The organism is Ferrimonas sp. YIN67 (assembly GCF_057219095.1).
Genome location: NZ_JBXVVJ010000003.1, coordinates 610,965 through 628,592 on the forward strand (window position 1 = coordinate 610,965; position 17,628 = coordinate 628,592).

At 60.1% G+C, this 17,628-nt stretch carries 12 protein-coding genes; 9 read left to right on the top strand and 3 right to left on the bottom strand.

The window, feature by feature from the left end:
• The first annotated feature begins 269 nt into the window (after positions 1-269).
• From AC2D8U_RS09990 to AC2D8U_RS10010, 5 genes are all read left to right on the top strand, one after another.
• Positions 270-674, top strand: coding sequence for a hypothetical protein (locus AC2D8U_RS09990; RefSeq protein ID WP_484618889.1), 405 nt, complete (start codon positions 270-272; stop codon positions 672-674).
• The gene (locus AC2D8U_RS09995; RefSeq protein ID WP_484618890.1) at positions 674-1,219 is read left to right on the top strand and encodes a class I SAM-dependent methyltransferase; all 546 of its coding nucleotides are present in this window, start codon (positions 674-676) and stop codon (positions 1,217-1,219) included. Before AC2D8U_RS09990 ends, AC2D8U_RS09995 begins: the two co-directional genes overlap by 1 nt.
• Before the next feature lie 15 nt (positions 1,220-1,234).
• Complete coding sequence (locus AC2D8U_RS10000; protein ID WP_484618891.1) at positions 1,235-1,525, top strand: hypothetical protein; 291 nt, start codon at positions 1,235-1,237, stop codon at positions 1,523-1,525.
• 85 nt (positions 1,526-1,610) lie between these two features.
• The gene (gene rluA / locus AC2D8U_RS10005) at positions 1,611-2,270 is read left to right on the top strand and encodes a bifunctional tRNA pseudouridine(32) synthase/23S rRNA pseudouridine(746) synthase RluA (RefSeq protein ID WP_484618892.1); all 660 of its coding nucleotides are present in this window, start codon (positions 1,611-1,613) and stop codon (positions 2,268-2,270) included.
• Positions 2,271-2,457: 187 nt separating this feature from the next.
• Positions 2,458-6,057: a S8 family serine peptidase gene (locus AC2D8U_RS10010; protein ID WP_484618893.1), complete on the top strand. Its 3,600-nt coding sequence runs from the start codon at positions 2,458-2,460 to the stop codon at positions 6,055-6,057.
• Between the two features lie 56 nt (positions 6,058-6,113).
• Here AC2D8U_RS10010 and asnA read toward each other — a convergent pair whose 3' ends face one another.
• On the bottom strand, positions 6,114-7,091 hold the full coding sequence (gene asnA / locus AC2D8U_RS10015; protein WP_484618894.1) for an aspartate--ammonia ligase: 978 nt from the start codon (positions 7,089-7,091) through the stop codon (positions 6,114-6,116).
• 164 nt (positions 7,092-7,255) lie between these two features.
• Here asnA and asnC point away from each other — a divergent pair, with 164 nt between their 5' ends.
• Together asnC and arcA are read left to right on the top strand one after the other, a co-directional pair.
• Positions 7,256-7,717: a transcriptional regulator AsnC gene (asnC, locus tag AC2D8U_RS10020; RefSeq protein WP_484619000.1), complete on the top strand. Its 462-nt coding sequence runs from the start codon at positions 7,256-7,258 to the stop codon at positions 7,715-7,717.
• Between the two features lie 538 nt (positions 7,718-8,255).
• On the top strand, positions 8,256-8,978 hold the full coding sequence (arcA, locus tag AC2D8U_RS10025) for a two-component system response regulator ArcA (protein WP_484618895.1): 723 nt from the start codon (positions 8,256-8,258) through the stop codon (positions 8,976-8,978).
• A 298-nt stretch (positions 8,979-9,276) separates the two neighbouring features.
• On the opposite strand, the gene AC2D8U_RS10030 is transcribed toward arcA, so the two are convergent.
• Positions 9,277-9,630 carry an Hpt domain-containing protein gene (locus AC2D8U_RS10030; RefSeq protein WP_484618896.1) on the bottom strand — a complete coding sequence of 118 codons (354 nt, stop codon included), beginning with the start codon at positions 9,628-9,630 and terminating at the stop codon, positions 9,277-9,279.
• Between the two features lie 164 nt (positions 9,631-9,794).
• Here AC2D8U_RS10030 and AC2D8U_RS10035 point away from each other — a divergent pair, with 164 nt between their 5' ends.
• Together AC2D8U_RS10035 and folE2 are read left to right on the top strand one after the other, a co-directional pair.
• Positions 9,795-13,160 (top strand): SPOR domain-containing protein, encoded by a 3,366-nt coding sequence (locus AC2D8U_RS10035; protein WP_484618897.1) that lies wholly within the window; start codon positions 9,795-9,797, stop codon positions 13,158-13,160.
• A gap of 203 nt (positions 13,161-13,363) precedes the next feature.
• A complete protein-coding gene (gene folE2, locus AC2D8U_RS10040) occupies positions 13,364-14,290 on the top strand; it encodes a GTP cyclohydrolase FolE2 (protein ID WP_484619001.1) in 927 nt (308 codons plus the stop codon).
• A gap of 417 nt (positions 14,291-14,707) precedes the next feature.
• Here the strand turns inward: folE2 and glnE are convergent, their stop codons facing one another.
• The gene (gene glnE, locus AC2D8U_RS10045) at positions 14,708-17,560 is read right to left on the bottom strand and encodes a bifunctional [glutamate--ammonia ligase]-adenylyl-L-tyrosine phosphorylase/[glutamate--ammonia-ligase] adenylyltransferase (protein ID WP_484618898.1); all 2,853 of its coding nucleotides are present in this window, start codon (positions 17,558-17,560) and stop codon (positions 14,708-14,710) included.
• Between the last annotated feature and the right edge of the window lie 68 nt (positions 17,561-17,628).

Here is a 17,628-nt window from a genome sequence, read left to right on the forward strand (position 1 = left end):
CACCGAGTCAGAATTCAGTTCACAATTCTCCAACCCGGATGAAGCCTCCCTGACTCCTCATCATTGACTGGACCATAACAGAGCCAGCATCGACGCCAAGAAACCTCGCCGGGCGGTACTTCCGTGACGAGAACAGGCAGATCGTAAGAGATACTGACAACTGAGCGCATTCACCGACAAACTCCCGAGCACCTCCTGGCCTCCCCTTCGGGTTGCGTCTCAACCACCGGCTCGTCACAATCCCCCCATTCCCCTTCTGGAAAATCATGATGAACCAAGCCATTTCTGACCAACGTTTTTACCTGCTGCGCCTGAGCAAAACGACCCTGAGGGCACTGCATGTCCTGGGGATCTGCGGCGCTGCCGGGGGTTTTATGCAGGGACTGGATAGCGAGCTGTGGCGAACCTGGTGGATCCTGGCCATGAGCAGCGGACTCCTGCTGATGCTGTGGGAGGTGATCCGCGCCCCCTTGTGGCTGGTCCAGCTCAAGGGGATCGGCACCCTGGCGAAAGTGCTGCTGCTGGCCCTGTGCTACCCCTTCCCCGCTTTGGCCCCCTACCTGTTTGCCCTGCTGATCCTGGGATCGGTCTACCTGGCCCACGGTCCGTCACAATTCCGCCACTATTCGGTATGGCACCGCCGAGTACTGAGAGGCAAGGAGATCAAAGGCTGATGCATGCCCGCAGCGCCCCCAACCCCCTGCTGATGGATCATCTGGCACACTTTAAAGCGCTGCCTTCGGCTCCAATACTGGATCTGGCCTGTGGCCGTGGCCGCCATGGCCTGGTACTGGCCCGGCGTAACCAGCCGGTGTGGTTCTGCGATCGAGACCGGCAGGCCCTGGCCCATGTACAGGCTCAGTTAACAAAGCAACGCTGGCCCGGCGTGCTCTGGCATAAGGATCTGGAAAGTGACCCCGCTCCCCTGGGCCAACGCCGCTTTGCCGCCATCCTGGTGTTCAACTACCTGCACCGCTCCCTGCTTCCCCAACTAAGCCAGGCCCTGCTGCCCGGTGGCCTGCTTATGTACGAAACCTTCCTGCGCCAGCAAGCCGACATCGGCCGCCCCCGCAATCCGGATTTCCTCCTGAACCCGGGTGAATTGCAACAAGCCTTTGCCAGTTGGGATACGATCCTCTACCGTGAAGGAAGATGGTCACAGCCGGAGCGCTACAGTGCCCAACTGCTGACCCGCAAACCGCTGGAGTCGGCCAATTAAGTAGAGGAATACAGGATGTTGCACTGGTACCCCAGCCATTACCGCATTGGCGCCGCCCCCTTGATCACCCTGGCCATGGTGGTGATCGCCCTGCTCGCCCGCGCCCTGCATCCCGGCTCCGCACTCTTTATCTGGCCCCTGTTTGCCACCCTGCCCCTCGTAGCCCTTTTGCACCTCTACCTGCTGATCGACGACGACACCATGGAGCGGCTCGACGCCCTCTTCTATGCCCTGGTCCACCTGCCCCTGGCCTTCGTGATCTGGACCTTTTCCCTGATCTACGCCAGTGGTGGCAATCTGCTCTGAGCGATCCCGCTTTGACGCTCGCCCCCTTGCATCCGCTCAAGGGTTAACCTATCGTGTGCGCCCGCGAAAACACGTGAGCAGCCGTATGACCGACTTTATCTACAATCCGCCGACTGAGCCCTTCCTTGAGATCCTGTACCAGGACAAAGACATAGTGGTGATCAACAAACCGGCTGGCCTGTTGTCGGTACCGGGACGGGATCCGGCTCACCATGATTGTGCCCTCAACCGGGTACGCAGTCAGTTCGAAACCGTGTTCGATGTCCACCGCCTCGATATGGCCACCTCAGGGATCCTGGTATTTGCCCTGCGCAAGAATGCCGAGCGAGAGCTCAAGCGCCAGTTCCGCGACCGGGAAACGGCCAAGACCTACCTGGCCCGGGTCTGGGGCCATCCCAAGCAGAGTGAGGGAGAGGTGGATCTACCGCTGATCTGCGACTGGCCGAATCGCCCCAGACAGATGGTGTGCTTCGACAATGGTAAACCCTCCCAGACCCAGTACCGGGTGCTGTCTCAGGATGAACACTCCTCACTCATGGAGCTGACCCCCATCACCGGGCGCTCCCACCAGCTACGGGTCCATATGCTGGCCCTGGGCCACCCGATCCTGGGCGATGCCTTTTACGCCGAGGGAGAAGCCCTGGCGGCAGCAGACCGCCTGCTGCTGCATGCCCACAAGCTGTCCTTTGCCCAGCCCTACTCGGGCGAGCCCCTGAGCTTTACCGCACCGCTCCCCTTCCGCTGACAGCCCGGCAACAGCCCAATCACTCAGAACCACTTTTCGCCCGGAAAGTGGTTCTGTTTTATTCCAACCCAGCGATTCATTTCTGCTGAAGCTCAGAGTAAGGTACGCAGGTGTGTTATCCACAGGAACGTGACCATCCGGAATGAGGGTTATCGTGGATATCAGTCTTCACATGGAAAGGATCACAATGAAGATAAAACCCTGGCTTCTGCTCACTCCGAGCCTGCTCCTCAGCGCTGCCGTCGCCGGCCCTCTGCCGACCGATCCGGCCGCCTACAGCGCAGAAGTCCTCTCAGTACAGCATCACTATGCGCCCGTGCAACGTCATGCCACCACCGGGCAGCCCCGTTACCTGGTCAAGTTAACCGGCGCCTCCATCGCCCAACGTCAGGCTCATCTTGCCGCCTCGGTGACGACCACAGGCCCCTCAGGGAACAGGAGAATCGATCTGTCTGCAGGGCCAGTGACTCAGTACCGACATCAGCTGCTCAGTGAGCAAGCCCAGTTTCGTCGCGCCCTGAACCAGCACCTGGGCAACGCCAAGGTGGGTCGCCAGTTTCAAACCCTGCTCAATGCGGTGGAGATCCGCGGCCAGGATCTCTCCATGGCCCAGCTCGCGGCCCTACCTGGCGTCACCGCCGTATACCCGGATCGCCTCTACCATACTCAGACCGATCATTCACTGGATCTGATCAACGCCCCGGCACTCTGGCGCCAACTCAAGGGACGCAGCCAGGCGGGCCAGGGCGTGCGGATCGCCATCATCGATTCTGGGATCGACCCAGAGCACCCCATGTTCTCGGGGGAGGGGTTTCCATCGCCAACCGGAGTGCTGCCCAGCGACGACTACTGCCACATCACAGACCCAAGCTTTTGCAACAACAAGCTGGTCGTCGCCCGCTGGTCCCAGCCGACCATAGAGATCTGGCATGAGGAGCACCTCAGCCCCCGGGGCTTCAACGGTCACGGCACCCATGTCGCCGGGATCGCGGCTGGCAACCCTGTCGCTGTGGTCAATGCCGCCGGGGAGCGCATGACACTCTCCGGCGTCGCCCCCGGTGCCCAATTGATGAGCTACAAGGCTCTCTACGCCCCCGCCAGCAACCCCAACGGGGCAAGCGGCTCAACCCTGATGCTGCTCGAAGCCCTGGAGCACGCCGTCAACGACGGCGCCGATGTGATCAACAACTCTTGGGGAGGGCAGCCAGGGCAGGATCCCGCCTTGTCCCCCTTCCGGGAAGCGCTGGAGGCCGCCGAGGCTGCGGGGATCGTCGTGGTTTCCGCCGCTGGCAACGACGGCAATGGCGGTGATCCCCAGACCATTGGCTGCCCGGGCTGTATCGAGTCCGGGATCACCGTGGCCAACACCACCCATGGGCGCTTCTTCGCCCATGAGATCCAGATCGGTCGCCTCAGCGGGCTCCTGGCCATCGAAGGCAGCGCACCGATCCGGATCCGTGACGAGATCCAGGGTCCAGTGATCGCCAGCCAGAACCTTGATGCCAGCAATGTCACAGGCTGTGCGCCTTTTGCCAGCAAGGCTTTCAACAAGGGCATCGCCCTGATCCAGCGGGGCAGCTGCAGCTTTCAAAACAAGGCCGATCATGCGGCCGCCGCAGGCGCCCAAGCCCTGATCGTCTATGACAACCAGCCCGGCAGCCCCACCATCATGTCTCTCGACAGGGCAAGCCTCCCCGCCGTGATGATCAGCCGAAGTGCCGGCCAAGCCATCCTGGCGGAGCTTGCCGCCAGCACGCCAACCCTGACCATCTCAGCCAGCCCGCAACGGCTGATCGACGCCGAATTTGCCGACAACCTCGCTTCCTCCAGCTCCCGGGGACCCAATGGCAACCCCAATATTCTCAAACCCGATATCGCCGCACCGGGCAGCCGTATCCTTTCCGCCATGACAGCGGAAGATCCCAGTGCCAATGGCAGCCAATTTGTCGCCCTGACCGGTACCTCCATGGCCAGCCCCCACGTTGCCGGGGCGGCGGCCCTGCTTCGACAGCAACACCCGCTATGGAGTGCCCGAGCCATCAAGACTGCGCTCACCTCCAGCGCCAAGGCAACCGGACTGACCAAGGCAGACGCCAGCACGGCGGCGGATCCCTTTGATGTGGGCGCGGGGCGCCTGGATCTGGCCCGTGCCAGCAGCGCCACACTGACCTTCGACAAAGCCTCTTACGCCAATGCCAGCTGCATTACCGGCTGTCAATTTCGGGTCGTGGTTACCAACCGGGGTGAACGTCCCCAGTCACTGACACTCAGCGCCAATGTCGACCAGGCCAACACCGACGTTTCCCCCGGAATCCTGGATCTGGCCGCAGGTGCCTCCGCCGAGATCCGCGTAACAATAGATCCTACCTATGCGCCAAAGGGAGAATGGCTGTTCGGCCAGTTGCGCCTTGAGGGCCAGCAGGCCGCTCATCTGCCCCTGGCCATCCTGCCCACCCTGTCTGCCGATCTCAGCACCCTCAGTGTCTGGAGCGAGCAATCTATCCAGTCCTACGGCCAACCCGGTCGTTACCACGCCCAATTCAACAACCAGGACTTTGACGATGTCGTCTCCCTGTCTCTGTCGCTTCCGGACAACCTCGCCCTGGTCCAGGACAGTGCTCAGTTCCACCTCCTGGGGGGCACAGAGCTGGAGCAGGAGCTCGATCCCATCAAAGGTGAACTGGCTTGGCGTGGCCGGCTGGAAAGGCCCGAGCTTTCCCTTGCCACAGACAGCTTCCACAGCCTTGCCAGCCAGGCCAGTGCCGAAAACCGGCTACCCTGCGCCGGTCATTGCGATGAAATCGCCTTCGAACTGACGGTTCCCACCTTTAGCTTCAACGACAGGGAGTACAACCAGCTCACCGTTTCCAGCAACGGTTTTGTCCTCGCTGGCCGCGGCAACGCTTCGGGGAGCTACCTGAACTCGCCACTGCCCGACGCCACCGCCCCAGGCAACCTGCTCGCTCCCTTCTGGACCGATCTCGTCCTGCCCGAGGACACCGACGAGTTGCCTGGCTCCCTACATGCCTACCCGATAGGCGGAGATTCCGGATATTTCGTGATCGAATGGCGAAACGCTCAACGCTTTAATGACCCCAAAGGCTATCGGTACAGCTTTGCCGTCCTGCTGGGGCTAGGCACGAACAAAGGCGACAACCGATTCCACTACTTCGCCCTGGATCCTCTGCCTGCCATGCTGACCATAGGCGCTCAAAACAGTCAGAAAAGGGTTGCAGCGCAACACTACTACAACGGCTTGGGTGAATCCCCCCAGGCCGGAGAAACCCTGGCGCTGACCGATATCCAGGGAGGCTCGGTCACCCTGTCTTTGGACCTTACCGCCAAAGGCTTAAACTTCGCTCACGATGTTATGGCCCAAACCCTGGAAGAAACCCCGGTGATCCTGAGGCTCCTGGATCACGACAGGGAGCCCAAACTCGTTCCACTGCTCTTTACTGCCACCCATCAAACCACGACCCTCGACGCCCTCCACCTGGCTCAGATCCGTGCTCCTGAGCCGACCGCACTGGAGATCACCACGCCGCCAACTCAAGGTACCCTGGTGATCAATGCCGATCTGACGGTGGAGTACACCCCCGGCAAGGACTTCTTTGGCACGGACCACTTTCACTATCGGACCCTGGCTCCCCTGGGCCAAGTACTGGGTGAGGCCCAGGTGACGATCCAGGTGGAAAACGTCGATGAACCCAGCAAGGGAAGCTCAGGCAGCCTCGGCTACCCACTACTGATACTGCTGCCCCTGCTCTGGCGTCGACGCCGCGGCTAACCCCAGCAACAACAAAAACGCCAGCCCCGAGGGGCTGGCGTTTGATCAAGCCATCATCAGAGTCGGAGCTGACAATCGTCCGACCACACACCACACTGAACTTCTCCAATATGGGCTCGACCCAACAGCAGCATTAACAAGCGGGACTGCCCTATACCACCGCCAATGCTCTGGGGCAGCTCTCCGCGCAGCAACGCTTGGTGCCAGGGCTGCTCCAGGCTAGCCTCCTGCTGAGCCAGCTTACTCTGACGAGCCAGGGCCTGGGCATCCACCCGGATCCCCATGGAAGACAGCTCAAATGCATCCTGCAACTGTGGGTGCCATACCAGCAGATCTCCGTTGAGACCCTGGCCCTGCTCACAACTGGTACTCCAATCATCGTAATCCGGTGCCCGGCCGTCATGGGGCTGGCCATCAGCCAGTGCGCCGCCGATCCCGATGATGAACACCGCCCCCTTCTCGGCACAGATCGCCCTCTCCCGGGCATCGGCATCCAGCTCAGGGTAACGCTGACGCAGCTGCTCGGCATGGATGGTAAACAAGGCGTCGGGAAGGTGGACATCCAACTCGAAGGTCTCGGCCAGGGCCGCCTCGGTCGCCTTGATGCTCTGCCAGATCCGCTCGACCCGCTGCAACAGGCCCCGTTGGGTGCGTTCACCGGCTGGCAAGACCGCTTCCCAATCCCATTGGTCAACATACACAGAGTGCTTCGGCCCCAGAGTGTCTTCATCGGGCCTCAGGGCTTTCATCTGAGTCAGGATCCCCTCTCCCTGACCAAATCCATACCGGCCCAGGGTTGCCCGCTTCCATTTCGCCAGGGAGTGCACCACCTCAAAGCGCTTACCCGGCAGCGCCTTCACCGCCACAGCCACCGCCTGCTCATGACCGGAGAGGCCATCCTGGATCCCGCTCCCCTGCTCACACAGCATGGGCGCCTGTACTTCCAGCAGCCCCAGGTTTTGGCACAACTGCTGACTGAAATGGGCACGGGCAAACTGGATCTGGCGCTGGGTCTGAATGTAACTCTGTTTCATGGCGTCCTCGCAAAACGGGCGATTTGAGATTGCTTTATTGGAAGGCATTCTTTCGCCCAACACGCCCCATTTCAATAGATCCAAAATCAAAAGCCAGTATGATGTTTTGAATCAACACCAAATAGGAGGTTTTTCCAATGAAGCATCATAAAAAGGACGAAATGATGGAGCCAGAACATCGAATCGACAATCTTGATCGAAATTTGCTCACCGCCCTGCAACAGGACGCCCGGGTTCCCTACGCCGAACTGGCAAAACGCTTCGGTGTCAGCGCCGCCACCGTGCATGTGCGAGTCGAAAAGATGAAACAGGCCGGGATCATCACAGGTGCCCAGGTACTGCTAGCCCCACGCCAACTGGGCTATCAGGTCTGCTGTTTTATCGGCATCAATCTCAAGGCAGCCGGGGACTATCCGGAAGTGCTGGCCCGACTCGAAGCCCTGCCCGAGGTGATCGAGGCCTACTATACGACGGGGCACTACAGCATCTTCATCAAGTTGATGTGCAAAAATATCGATGCCTTGCACCGCTTGCTGGTGGATCAGATCCAGTCCATCGAGCAGATCCAGTCCACCGAAACCCTGCTGTCGCTAAGCCAGCCCATAGCCCGTCAGATCCAGCCTTGAACCGGCGGCGGGAAACCCCATGTTCGATGGGGCCCAGGGCAAAATGCCAACACGGCGAACACTTCCCCCTCAATCATGGCTACGACACTTAAGCGGAGACTCGGCACTTTGTTAATTTTACCCGGGTGGATCACAACTTAATGCAAGTCATTGTTTAAAATATGGCTTCGCTATTCCAGCTGAGTAGAATGGCGTGCCGGTATGGTGTCGAAGGATCTGATCAGCCAGCCCAATAGTGAACGATTAGAAGCACTAAAGTTTGCTTGTGAGTAGGACTCAACAATTGTGATCGGGATAGCAGAACTGGCAACCCGTTAACAAAAATTGGACAACTGTTGACCCGTTTTAGGTATTTTGTTCGCATTCCTGGCCCCAACCTGTTTTTTGGTGCCAAACTTGGAACTAAACAGCCTAAAGTGGCAAACAAGCACTGAGGCTGAATGTGGCATCAAAAGGGACTTTGCCTATCCTTAACGGCGCATCCATCGATGCCTGCGCCAAAACTCCAGTGTTGAATAGCGCTTTTTAGGTAGCCCAAATGCAAAATCCGCACATCCTCATTGTCGAAGACGAAGCAGTAACCAGTAATACCCTTAAGAGCATCTTTGAAGCCGAAGGGTACAACGTGACCGTGGCCGTTGACGGCGAAGAGATGCACACCGCCCTGAAGACCAACAAAGTCAGCTTGGTCATCATGGACATCAACCTGCCAGGCAAAAACGGCCTGTTGCTGGCGCGCGAACTGCGCGAAAAAGACGATATCGCCCTGATCTTCCTGACCGGTCGCGATAATGAAGTGGACAAGATCCTGGGTCTCGAGATCGGCGCCGATGATTACATCACTAAGCCGTTCAACCCGCGTGAACTGACCATTCGTGCCCGCAACTTGTTGAACCGTATCGTCAATGCTTCCAAGCAGAACGAAGAGAAACCTCAGGTGGAGTACTATCACTTCAACCAGTGGACTCTGGAGATCAACAGCCGCTCCCTGATCAGCCCAACTGGCGAACCCTTCAAGCTGCCGCGGTCCGAATTCCGTGCACTGCTGCACTTTGTGGAAAATCCAGGCAAGATCCTGTCTCGCGCCGATCTGCTGATGAAGATGACCGGCCGTGAGCTCAAGCCACACGACCGTACTGTGGACGTAACCATCCGCCGCATCCGTAAGCACTTCGAAAGTCACCCGGAAACACCGGAGATCATCGCCACCATCCACGGCGAAGGTTACCGCTTCTGTGGTGCCCTGGGCGACGAGCAGTAATCGCAGCGTTTAGCTGTCAGCTCGCAGAATAAAGACCGCCTCGGCGGTCTTTTTTGCGTTTGGTGCTAGGTGCTAGGCGCCAGGTGCCAGGTGCCAGGTGCCAGGTGCCAGGTGCTAGGTTCTAGGCGCTAGGTGCTAGGTGCTAGGTGCTAGGTGCTAGGTGCTAGGTTCTAGGTGCAAAGTGCTAGGTTCTAAGCTTTACCCTAGCACCCAGGCTTTACCCTAGAACCCAGGCTTTATTCCTAGAGCCCAGGCGCTTGCCTAAACTTAGGCTCGATACCAGGATCTAAACCCGCTCTCAGCCCTTCGCCTGCAGGTAGGCCTTCAGGGCCTCGACATCCTCGGCCATATGGGCCTGGATCGCCTCGAACCATTCGCCATGCTGGGCGGGCCAAGCCGGTTCGTCACCACACTGCAGCAACTGGGACAACTGCTGGATCCGCTTGAGCCCAACCGAGCCCGCAGCGCCCTTGAGTTTATGTGCCTCACTGGTGATCCTGTCCTTATCACCGGCCTGTAGGCCTTGAGCGATGGCCGCGACATATTCCGGCCCCATCTGCTCAAACAGCACCACCGACTTCAGCAATATCGCCGGCCCGATGGCGGCACAGTACTGGTCCAAAGTACCGGTATCCAGCTGCTCATTGTTCATCCACTTTCTCCCACCCAAGACGGGTTATCTTGTCGTTGTTGTATCCCCCTATCATACGAGTTTTTCATCGGTCGACAAAAGCACCCAAGGTCACTGTGTAAGCAATTAATTAATGGTATCCTTTCCCGCTAAAACCGGATTCTCTCAACATTTAAAGTGGAAAGATGCGAGCTGTCACCTTAGCTGTTTTAGGTGCGCTGATCTGCGCCCTGCCTCTCCGGGCAGGCGAGATCGCCCTCCCTGCCGATTCAGTACAGACCTACACCCTGTTCAGCCAGGGTCAGCAACTGCCCCAGCCCCTGGTGACCTACCGTATCGGTCAGCGTCACCTGGTTCCCTTGCAGGCCCTGAGTGCCGCCATTGGCCTGGATATTCGCGTCGATCCCAAGGGCACCAGTGCGACCGGCTGGATCAACGGTGAAAACAGCAACTTCCTGTTAGATCTACAGGTCGATGAAGCCCGCCGTGGCTTCCAACGCTTCGAGATCGATCCCGGGCTGGACTGGGGCCGCGATAGCGCCGATCTCTATCTCGATGCCGAACTGATCCAGACCGTGTTGCCCCTGCAACTGATGTTCCACACCCAGTCGGGCCGACTGAACGTCAGTAGCGAATATCCTCTGCCTGCCCTTGAGCAGCTGCAGCAGCAACAAGCCCACCAGGCCAGCCTTGGCCAGCAACAAAATTTCCACAGTGGCGGGCTGGATCCCCTGCACCCCCACGAATACCAAGAGTTTTCCACCCCGACGGTACTGGGCTTCGCCAACAGTGCCCTGATCGGCGACGACCTCCTGACCCAGGAATACCGCCTCGGCGTGATCGCCACCGGTGATCTGGCAGAGCAAAGCTATGAGTTCAACTACACCAAACTGGCCAACGAGCGCAGTGAATACCGCCTGCGGGTCTCCCGGGATCTGGGGGATCTCAGCGAAAGCCTGCCCTTTAACCTCGGCCAGTATCAGGCGGGGGATCTGACCCAGTTTGGCGACAACCTGATCGGCGGGATCAACGAAGGTCTGGGGTTTGCCCTTGGCAATCTGGGACAACAGCGCTTCGGCGTCACCAGCCTGGAGGGCAATGCCCCTCCGGACTGGCAGATCCACCTCTATCGCAATGGCGTGCTGCTGGGGATCTCCCAGGCCGCCAGCTCGGGCCGCTATCGTTTCGAAGATGTTCCTCTGCTCGAAGGCAGTAACGTGTTCGAGATGCACCTGTTTGGCAACAATGGCGAGTACCACGTCCGCCGTCAGACCGTCGAAAACCAGCGCGCCCTGGGCCGCGGTGAATTCGGTTACCAGGCCCAGTACCTGGACAACACCCGCTTCACCTTCAATCGCCTGGAGGAGCAGGAGGTGGCACAGCTGGGGGCCCAACAAAGCCTGAGCCTACGGGCCAGCTATGGCCTGACCCACAACCTGGATCTTGGGTTGAGTTATCAGCAGCAGAAGCTCAAACGCGAAGAGTGGGGTAAGGTCGACTTCCAAGACGTCAACTACTTTGGCATCAACCTAGGGCTGGACCTGTTCGGCACCCGACTGCAGTTAGAAGGGCTCAGCGATGACCAAGAGCATCGTGGCTACTTCGCCGGTTTAAGCCGGGGCCTGGGAACCAATCACCAGATCCGCGCCAGCCATCGTCACAATGGGGAACTGCAAGCCGATCGTCAGGCACAAGATGACACCCCGCTGCGCAACGAGTCCGAGCTGTGGCTGGAGGGCCAGACCTGGCGCATGGGAGGCTGGCAATACGGTTTTGGGGGAAGTTGGCGGGATCCCCTGGACGATGAGGACGGTTTTGGCCGCTTCGAAAACCGCCTTTCAACCCAACTGGGACCGGTGCACTTCACCCACCACTACTACTATGACGCCCAGTACGACACTCGTCTGGAGCGGCAAAGCGGGGAGGTGTTGCTGACCACCATGGGCAATGGCTGGAGCCTGTCCAGCCAGGTGGACTACCAGTTCGGATTCGGCGTTACCGACATGGAAAGCCGGATGCGCTGGCGTCCCTGGATGGATATCTATAACCAAACCCTGATCTGGTACGACAAGGAGCCCGGGCGCAAGAGTCGCTCCGGGATTGGTCACGAAGTCGCCTACCACTATCGCTGGCTCACGGTGGGCCTGCAGGGGGCCATCGACACCCGGGGCAACTGGCAGTTCAATACCACCGCCACTTTTTCCTTCAACCACAATGACCGCCGAGGCGAGTTGGATCTCACCGAGGCACGCCCCCAGGTTGCCGACGTCCTGGTCCGGCTCTTTATCGATGGCAACAATAACGGCCGTTTCGATCGGTCCGATAAGCCCTTGACGGGGATCACCATCGATACCGCCCCAAGCTGGCCCAGGGACGTATCCGACGACATGGGCGAGGTCCTGCTGCGCCAGGTTCCGGCCCAGAACCGTTACCAGATCAGCATCGATCCCCGCATGCTGCCGGAAGGCCTGGTGCTCAGGGATGGGCCGGTCACCGTGATGCCGTTGGCGGGCCAACGTAACGAAGTCGCCCTGGCACTGGTCAGGGTGACTCAGGTCCAGGCCCGCTTACAAACACCAGATGGTACCCCCATTGACGCGCTCCCCCTGGTACTGACCGATCTGGACAGGCGTCCCCTGACCCGCTTACGCAGTGATGAGCACGGCCGGTTCGACATCGAACTTAAGCCGGGCAATTACTACCTGATCCCAGATGAGCGGCAGATGCAGGCCCGCGGCCTGCGCAGCCCTGTGCCCGTCTACCCGCTCAATATCGGCGGCGACGGCGCACAGCGCGACGAGTGGATCATGGAGCTGCTGCCCCTCTCCGGCACACAGGTGGCGAACCCGTCGGCCCCGGCTAAGCCCGTGGTTCCAGAGCCGGTCACGGTTCCGGCGCCCAACGCTCCTTTACCCGGCAGAGTCAACCGAGCGGACAGCCTGCCGGAAACCCGAGCGGCACTGGCACGCATGAGTGACGATGACTTCGTGCTGCAGTTGGCCGCCGCACGCACCCCCTTCGATCTCACCGCGCTTCGCCGCCAGCATCCGGGTCAATCCCTGACCCAGGTGCGCGTCATGCGCGGTGGGGCTCCCATGCACCTGCTGCTGGCCGGTCAATACCCCAGCCGCCCATCGGCCCAGCGCGCGGGCCGCACCACGCCAACGGCTCTGAGTAATGGCACTCCCATGGTGCGCCGAGTGGTGGATCTCAAGCGGGAAAGCCTGGATCCCATCGAGGCAAGTCCCGCCCAATCCGCCCCAGCAATCCGCCCCTCGGCCCCGGCCCCCGAAGCCGTACCGGGGGACTGGCTCAGCCACCAGCCTCCGCAACACCTTACCTGGCAGTTGGCCGCCGCACGCTCAAAACAAAGCGCCCAGGCCTTTATTCGTCAGCACCAGCTGGACGGCGTCCAGGTGATCCACAAAGATGGCTGGTACCAGGTGGTATGGGGCAGCTTTGCCGATCGGGACCAGGCCTATGAGGCCTACGAGGGGTTGGGTAAGTCCCTGCCCAATCCCTGGCTGCGCCCCATTAAGGCCCTGCGCTGAGTCCAGGCCGCTCGTTTGAGCGGCCTCCCCCTTTGAGAGGTTGCCAAGGCGCATGGGCTGCGCTAGAGTGCGCGGCGAAATTACGTTCAACACAAAGCCTATGGACTCGTTCGTTTTTTCTGAATGAGTGCTGGATCACGGCGTGGTATAATTCGCGCCTAATTGAAGTATCAGGGTCGTGACCGATGACAGAGAACCCTTCCGTGCCAACCCTTATGCCAGACGTGGCCAGCAGCGCCAAGGCCCAGATCAGCGGCACGCTGGATTGGGTGGGCATGAGCGAGATCGAGCTCCCGCTCACCGTTAAGACCGATGCCGAACCGCGCCAGATCAGTGCCCGAGTCGAAGCGTTCGTCAACCTCCCCAAGGCCCATGCCAAAGGGATCCACATGTCCCGCCTCTACCTGGCGCTGGACAAACTCTCGTTGTCTGACACCTTGAACCTGCAGAGCCTCAAAGCCCTGCTGGAAGAATTTATTCAGACCCACGAAGAGTTGTCGGATCAGGCGTTCGTAAAGTTCCAGTTTGACTACCACATGCGCCGTCCCGCCCTGCTGTCCGGCAATGAAGGGTGGCGAAACTACCCGGTCACCCTGATCGGGCGCCTCGACCAGGGCCAGCTCAACCTGGAGCTGGAGGTGGAAGTGGCCTACTCCTCCACTTGTCCTTGCTCCGCAGCACTGGCCCGCCAGTTGATCCAGGAAGCGTTTGAGCACCAGTTCCACGGTGAAGAGCAGATCGACGCCGAAGTGGTACACCGCTGGCTGGGCACCACCGCCGGCGTGGTGGCCACTCCCCATAGTCAGCGCTCCCTGGCCCAGGTTAAGGTGCGCCTGTCCGAGCAGGACGAAGCCTTGCCGATCAAGGCCCTGGTGGATGCCATTGAAGACGCCCTCAAGACCCCGGTTCAGGCCGCGGTTAAGCGCGAGGATGAGCAGGAGTTTGCCCGTCTCAATGGTCAAAACCTGATGTTCGTCGAGGACGCGGCCCGTCGCCTGAAGTTTGCCCTGGACGAGCAGTCCCAGCTCAAAGACTTCTGGCTTCGGGTGAATCATCTGGAAAGCCTGCATGCCCATGACGCGGTGGCGGTCGCCACCAAGGGGATCGACGGCGGTTACTCGCCCTGCTGAGCCCCGCTCTGCGTACCAAAACGGGAAGCCAATGGCTTCCCGTTTTTGTTTTCTGCGATGGGAAACCCAGGAACACTGGGCAGCAGAACAAGGCGTTCCGAGCAGGTTCCAGGTTCCAGGTGCTAGGTGCTAGGTGCTAGGTGCTAGGTGCTAGGTGCTAGGTTCTAGGTGCTAGATTCTAGGTGCTAGGTGCTAGGTGCTAGGCGCTAGCTTCTAGGTGCTAGGTTCTAGCAGGAGCCTAACCTGCTTTTCCCTAGTACCTGGGCTTTTCCCTAGTACCTAGGCTTTTCCCCAGTACCTAGGCTTATCCCCAGTACCTGGGCTTTTCCCCAGTACCTGGGCTTTTCCCTTGTACCTGGGCTTTTCCCTTGTACCTGGGCGCTTCCCCAGTACCTGGGCGCCTCCTCGGGCGCGTCGCTAAGCGTCCCCTTCCATCATCTGCTGCCAAAGCACAGCCACCCCTTCGCAACGAGGGGAGCGCTCCTCAATAGGGACCGGACCACTATGATCCGCCAACACGCGGTGGTGGTTGGCATTGCGCAACTCGATATAGGTTTCACTCAACAGATCGGCCTGCTCCGGTGTCAACTTATCTGCCATCAACGCCGACTCCAGGATCCGCACGTTATCGGACCAGGTCGCCAAGGTCGGAGCCTCGTGGGCCAGGCCCAGTACCAGATACTGGGTCATGAACTCGATATCGGTGATCCCGCCGTGGCCCTGTTTCAGGTCGAAAAGATCCGCACTGCTCTTATCCAGGTGATCCCGCATCTTCTTTCGCATCGCTACCACGTCCTGGCGCAAGGTCTCGGGATCCCGCGGTCGACACAGTACTTCCCGGCGCAAGCGGGCAAAACGGCCGGCGAGCAGATCGTCCCCATAGATAAAGCGGGCCCGCACCAGGGCCTGGTGCTCCCAAGTCCAGGCATCATCACGCTGGTAGTCCTCAAAACCTTCGATGGGACTGACCAACAACCCACTGGCACCGGATGGCCGCAGGCGCATATCCACCTCGTACAGCACACCGGAAACGGTCCGGGTCGCAAACAGGTGGAGCACACGTTGGGCCAACTTGATGTAGAAGTGGCCATTGTCGATGCTCTTGCGCCCGTCAGTATGACCTCCCTGCCCTTTATGCAGGAACACCAGGTCCAGATCCGACCCATACCCCAGCTCAAGGCCACCGAGCTTGCCGTAACCGATCACCGCAAAGCCACGCTCCCCCTCATCCAGTCCGGAAGGAGTGCCATGGCGTTCACTGATCTGCTGCCAAGCCAGATCCACCACCTTTTCAATCATCGCCTCGGCCAACCAGGAGAGGTGATCGCTGACCTTCATCACCGGCAGGACTCGAGTGACGTCAGCCGCCGCGATCCGCAGCAACTGGGCCTGCTTAAACTGGCGCAGTGCCTCCATTTGCTGCTCCAGATCTTCCTCCGGCACCCGCAACATAAACTCGCGAAGTTCGGCGGCATAGCCCTGAGACGGCAGCGGCTGATACAGGGCCACGGGATCGATCAGCTCATCCAGCAAGATGGGGTAGCGCGCAAGCTGTTGGGCGATCCAGGGGCTGGCCGCACACAGGGTCGTGAGCTGACGCCGGGCACCGGCCTTCTCCAGTAACAGTTCCAAATAGGTGGTACGGCTAAGGATAGGGGTCAGGACCGTCATCATTCGACGCCAGATCACCGCCGCTTCCCCCTGGCGGACCAGCTCCTGCAGCAGCAGTGGGATCAACTTATCCAGCGCCTCCCTCCCCCGGGGGCCTATGCGGCGGCGGCCAAACTCCACCTGGGCTTCTTGCAGCAGGGGCCAAAGCGCCGGATCCAGCCCCTGCTCCTCGAGCAATGCGGCACCATCCAGGCTGCCACTGTCGTCCTGCCACAATAGCGGCAAGGCGCCCAGATCCGCCTGTTCGGATGGCGCATCGCCAATGGTGTCGCGAAAGACCTGGTGGATACCGGCCATGGCGGCCTGGATCGCCTGCCAAAGCTGGTCGGCATCGTCATAACCCATGGCCAGCGCAAGTCTCAGGCGGTCGCCCTCATTGTCCGGCAACAACTGGGTTTGTTGATCTCCCAGGGCCTGCAAGCGGTTCTCCACTGCCCGAAGCAAACGGTACCCCTGCTCGAGTTTTTGTCGATCCAGGTGGCCGATCAGGCCCAGTCGATCCAGCTCAGCCAGTGCCGGCAGCAAGGCCTGCCCCCGCAGCCCCGGCTCTCGTCCCCCGCGGATCAACTGATGGCTCTGCACCACAAACTCCACCTCGCGGATCCCGCCAGCCCCCAGCTTGATATTGCCCATCACGGCCTGGCGGCGTAATTGAGTCTCGATCAGTTCCTTCATGCGGCGCAGGGCATCGATGGCGGAATAGTCCAGGTAACGACGGTAGACGAAGGGCCGCAGCAAAGCATTCATCTGCTCGGATTCAGACTCAGAGGGGCCCATCAGGCGGGCCTTAACCATGGCATATCGCTCCCACTCACGCCCCTGCTCCTGGTAGTAATCCTCCATCGCCGCCAGCGACACCACCAGGGGACCGGCCTCACCAAAGGGACGCAATCGCATATCGACCCGGTAGCAGAACCCATCTACGGTCAGCTGGGACAGCAGATTGATCAGTTTCTGCCCCAGACGGATAAAGTACTGCTGGTTATCCAGCTCCTTGCGTCCCCCCCGGGTGCAACCGTGCTCCGGGTAGCCAAAGATCAGGTCGATGTCCGAGGAGAAGTTGAGCTCGCCGCCCCCTAACTTGCCCATCCCTAGCACCAGCAGGCGCTGAGGTTCGCCCTCGTGACTGTGAGGTAACCCCCAGACAGGTGCTTGCAAGGTTTCCAGAAAATCCCGAGCCGCGATGATGCAGCTCTCGGCCAAGGCCGAAATGTGGGCCAGGGATTCCTCCAGCTCTCCCAGGTTGAGCAGATCACGTGCGGCGATCCGGCACATCTCGCGATTGCGGTATCCACGCAATGCGGCGGCCGCCGCCGTTTCGTCGGCACACTCGGCCAGCAGGGCATCCAGCTCGGGTCGATAGGCTTGCAGCCTCTGTGTCCGCTCCAGTTCCCCCCCGACAAACAGTGCCTCAAGCCACCGAGGTTGACGAACCAGCACATTGCCGGCGAATTCCGACAGGGCCAGCAAACGCCACAGCCGTTGCCGTCCCTCCTCGTCGATCTGCTCCAGGATCGCTTCGGGCAGTCGCTGCCACTGGCGCAGGGCCAACTCGGCCAGTTCTGCGCTGAGCTTGTTGTCTTGAGGTTGGCTGGTCATAATGTAACGTCCTGTTTACTCAGTTGAGTTCGCGCACACTTTACCATACCCAGGGACAAATTCTTGCC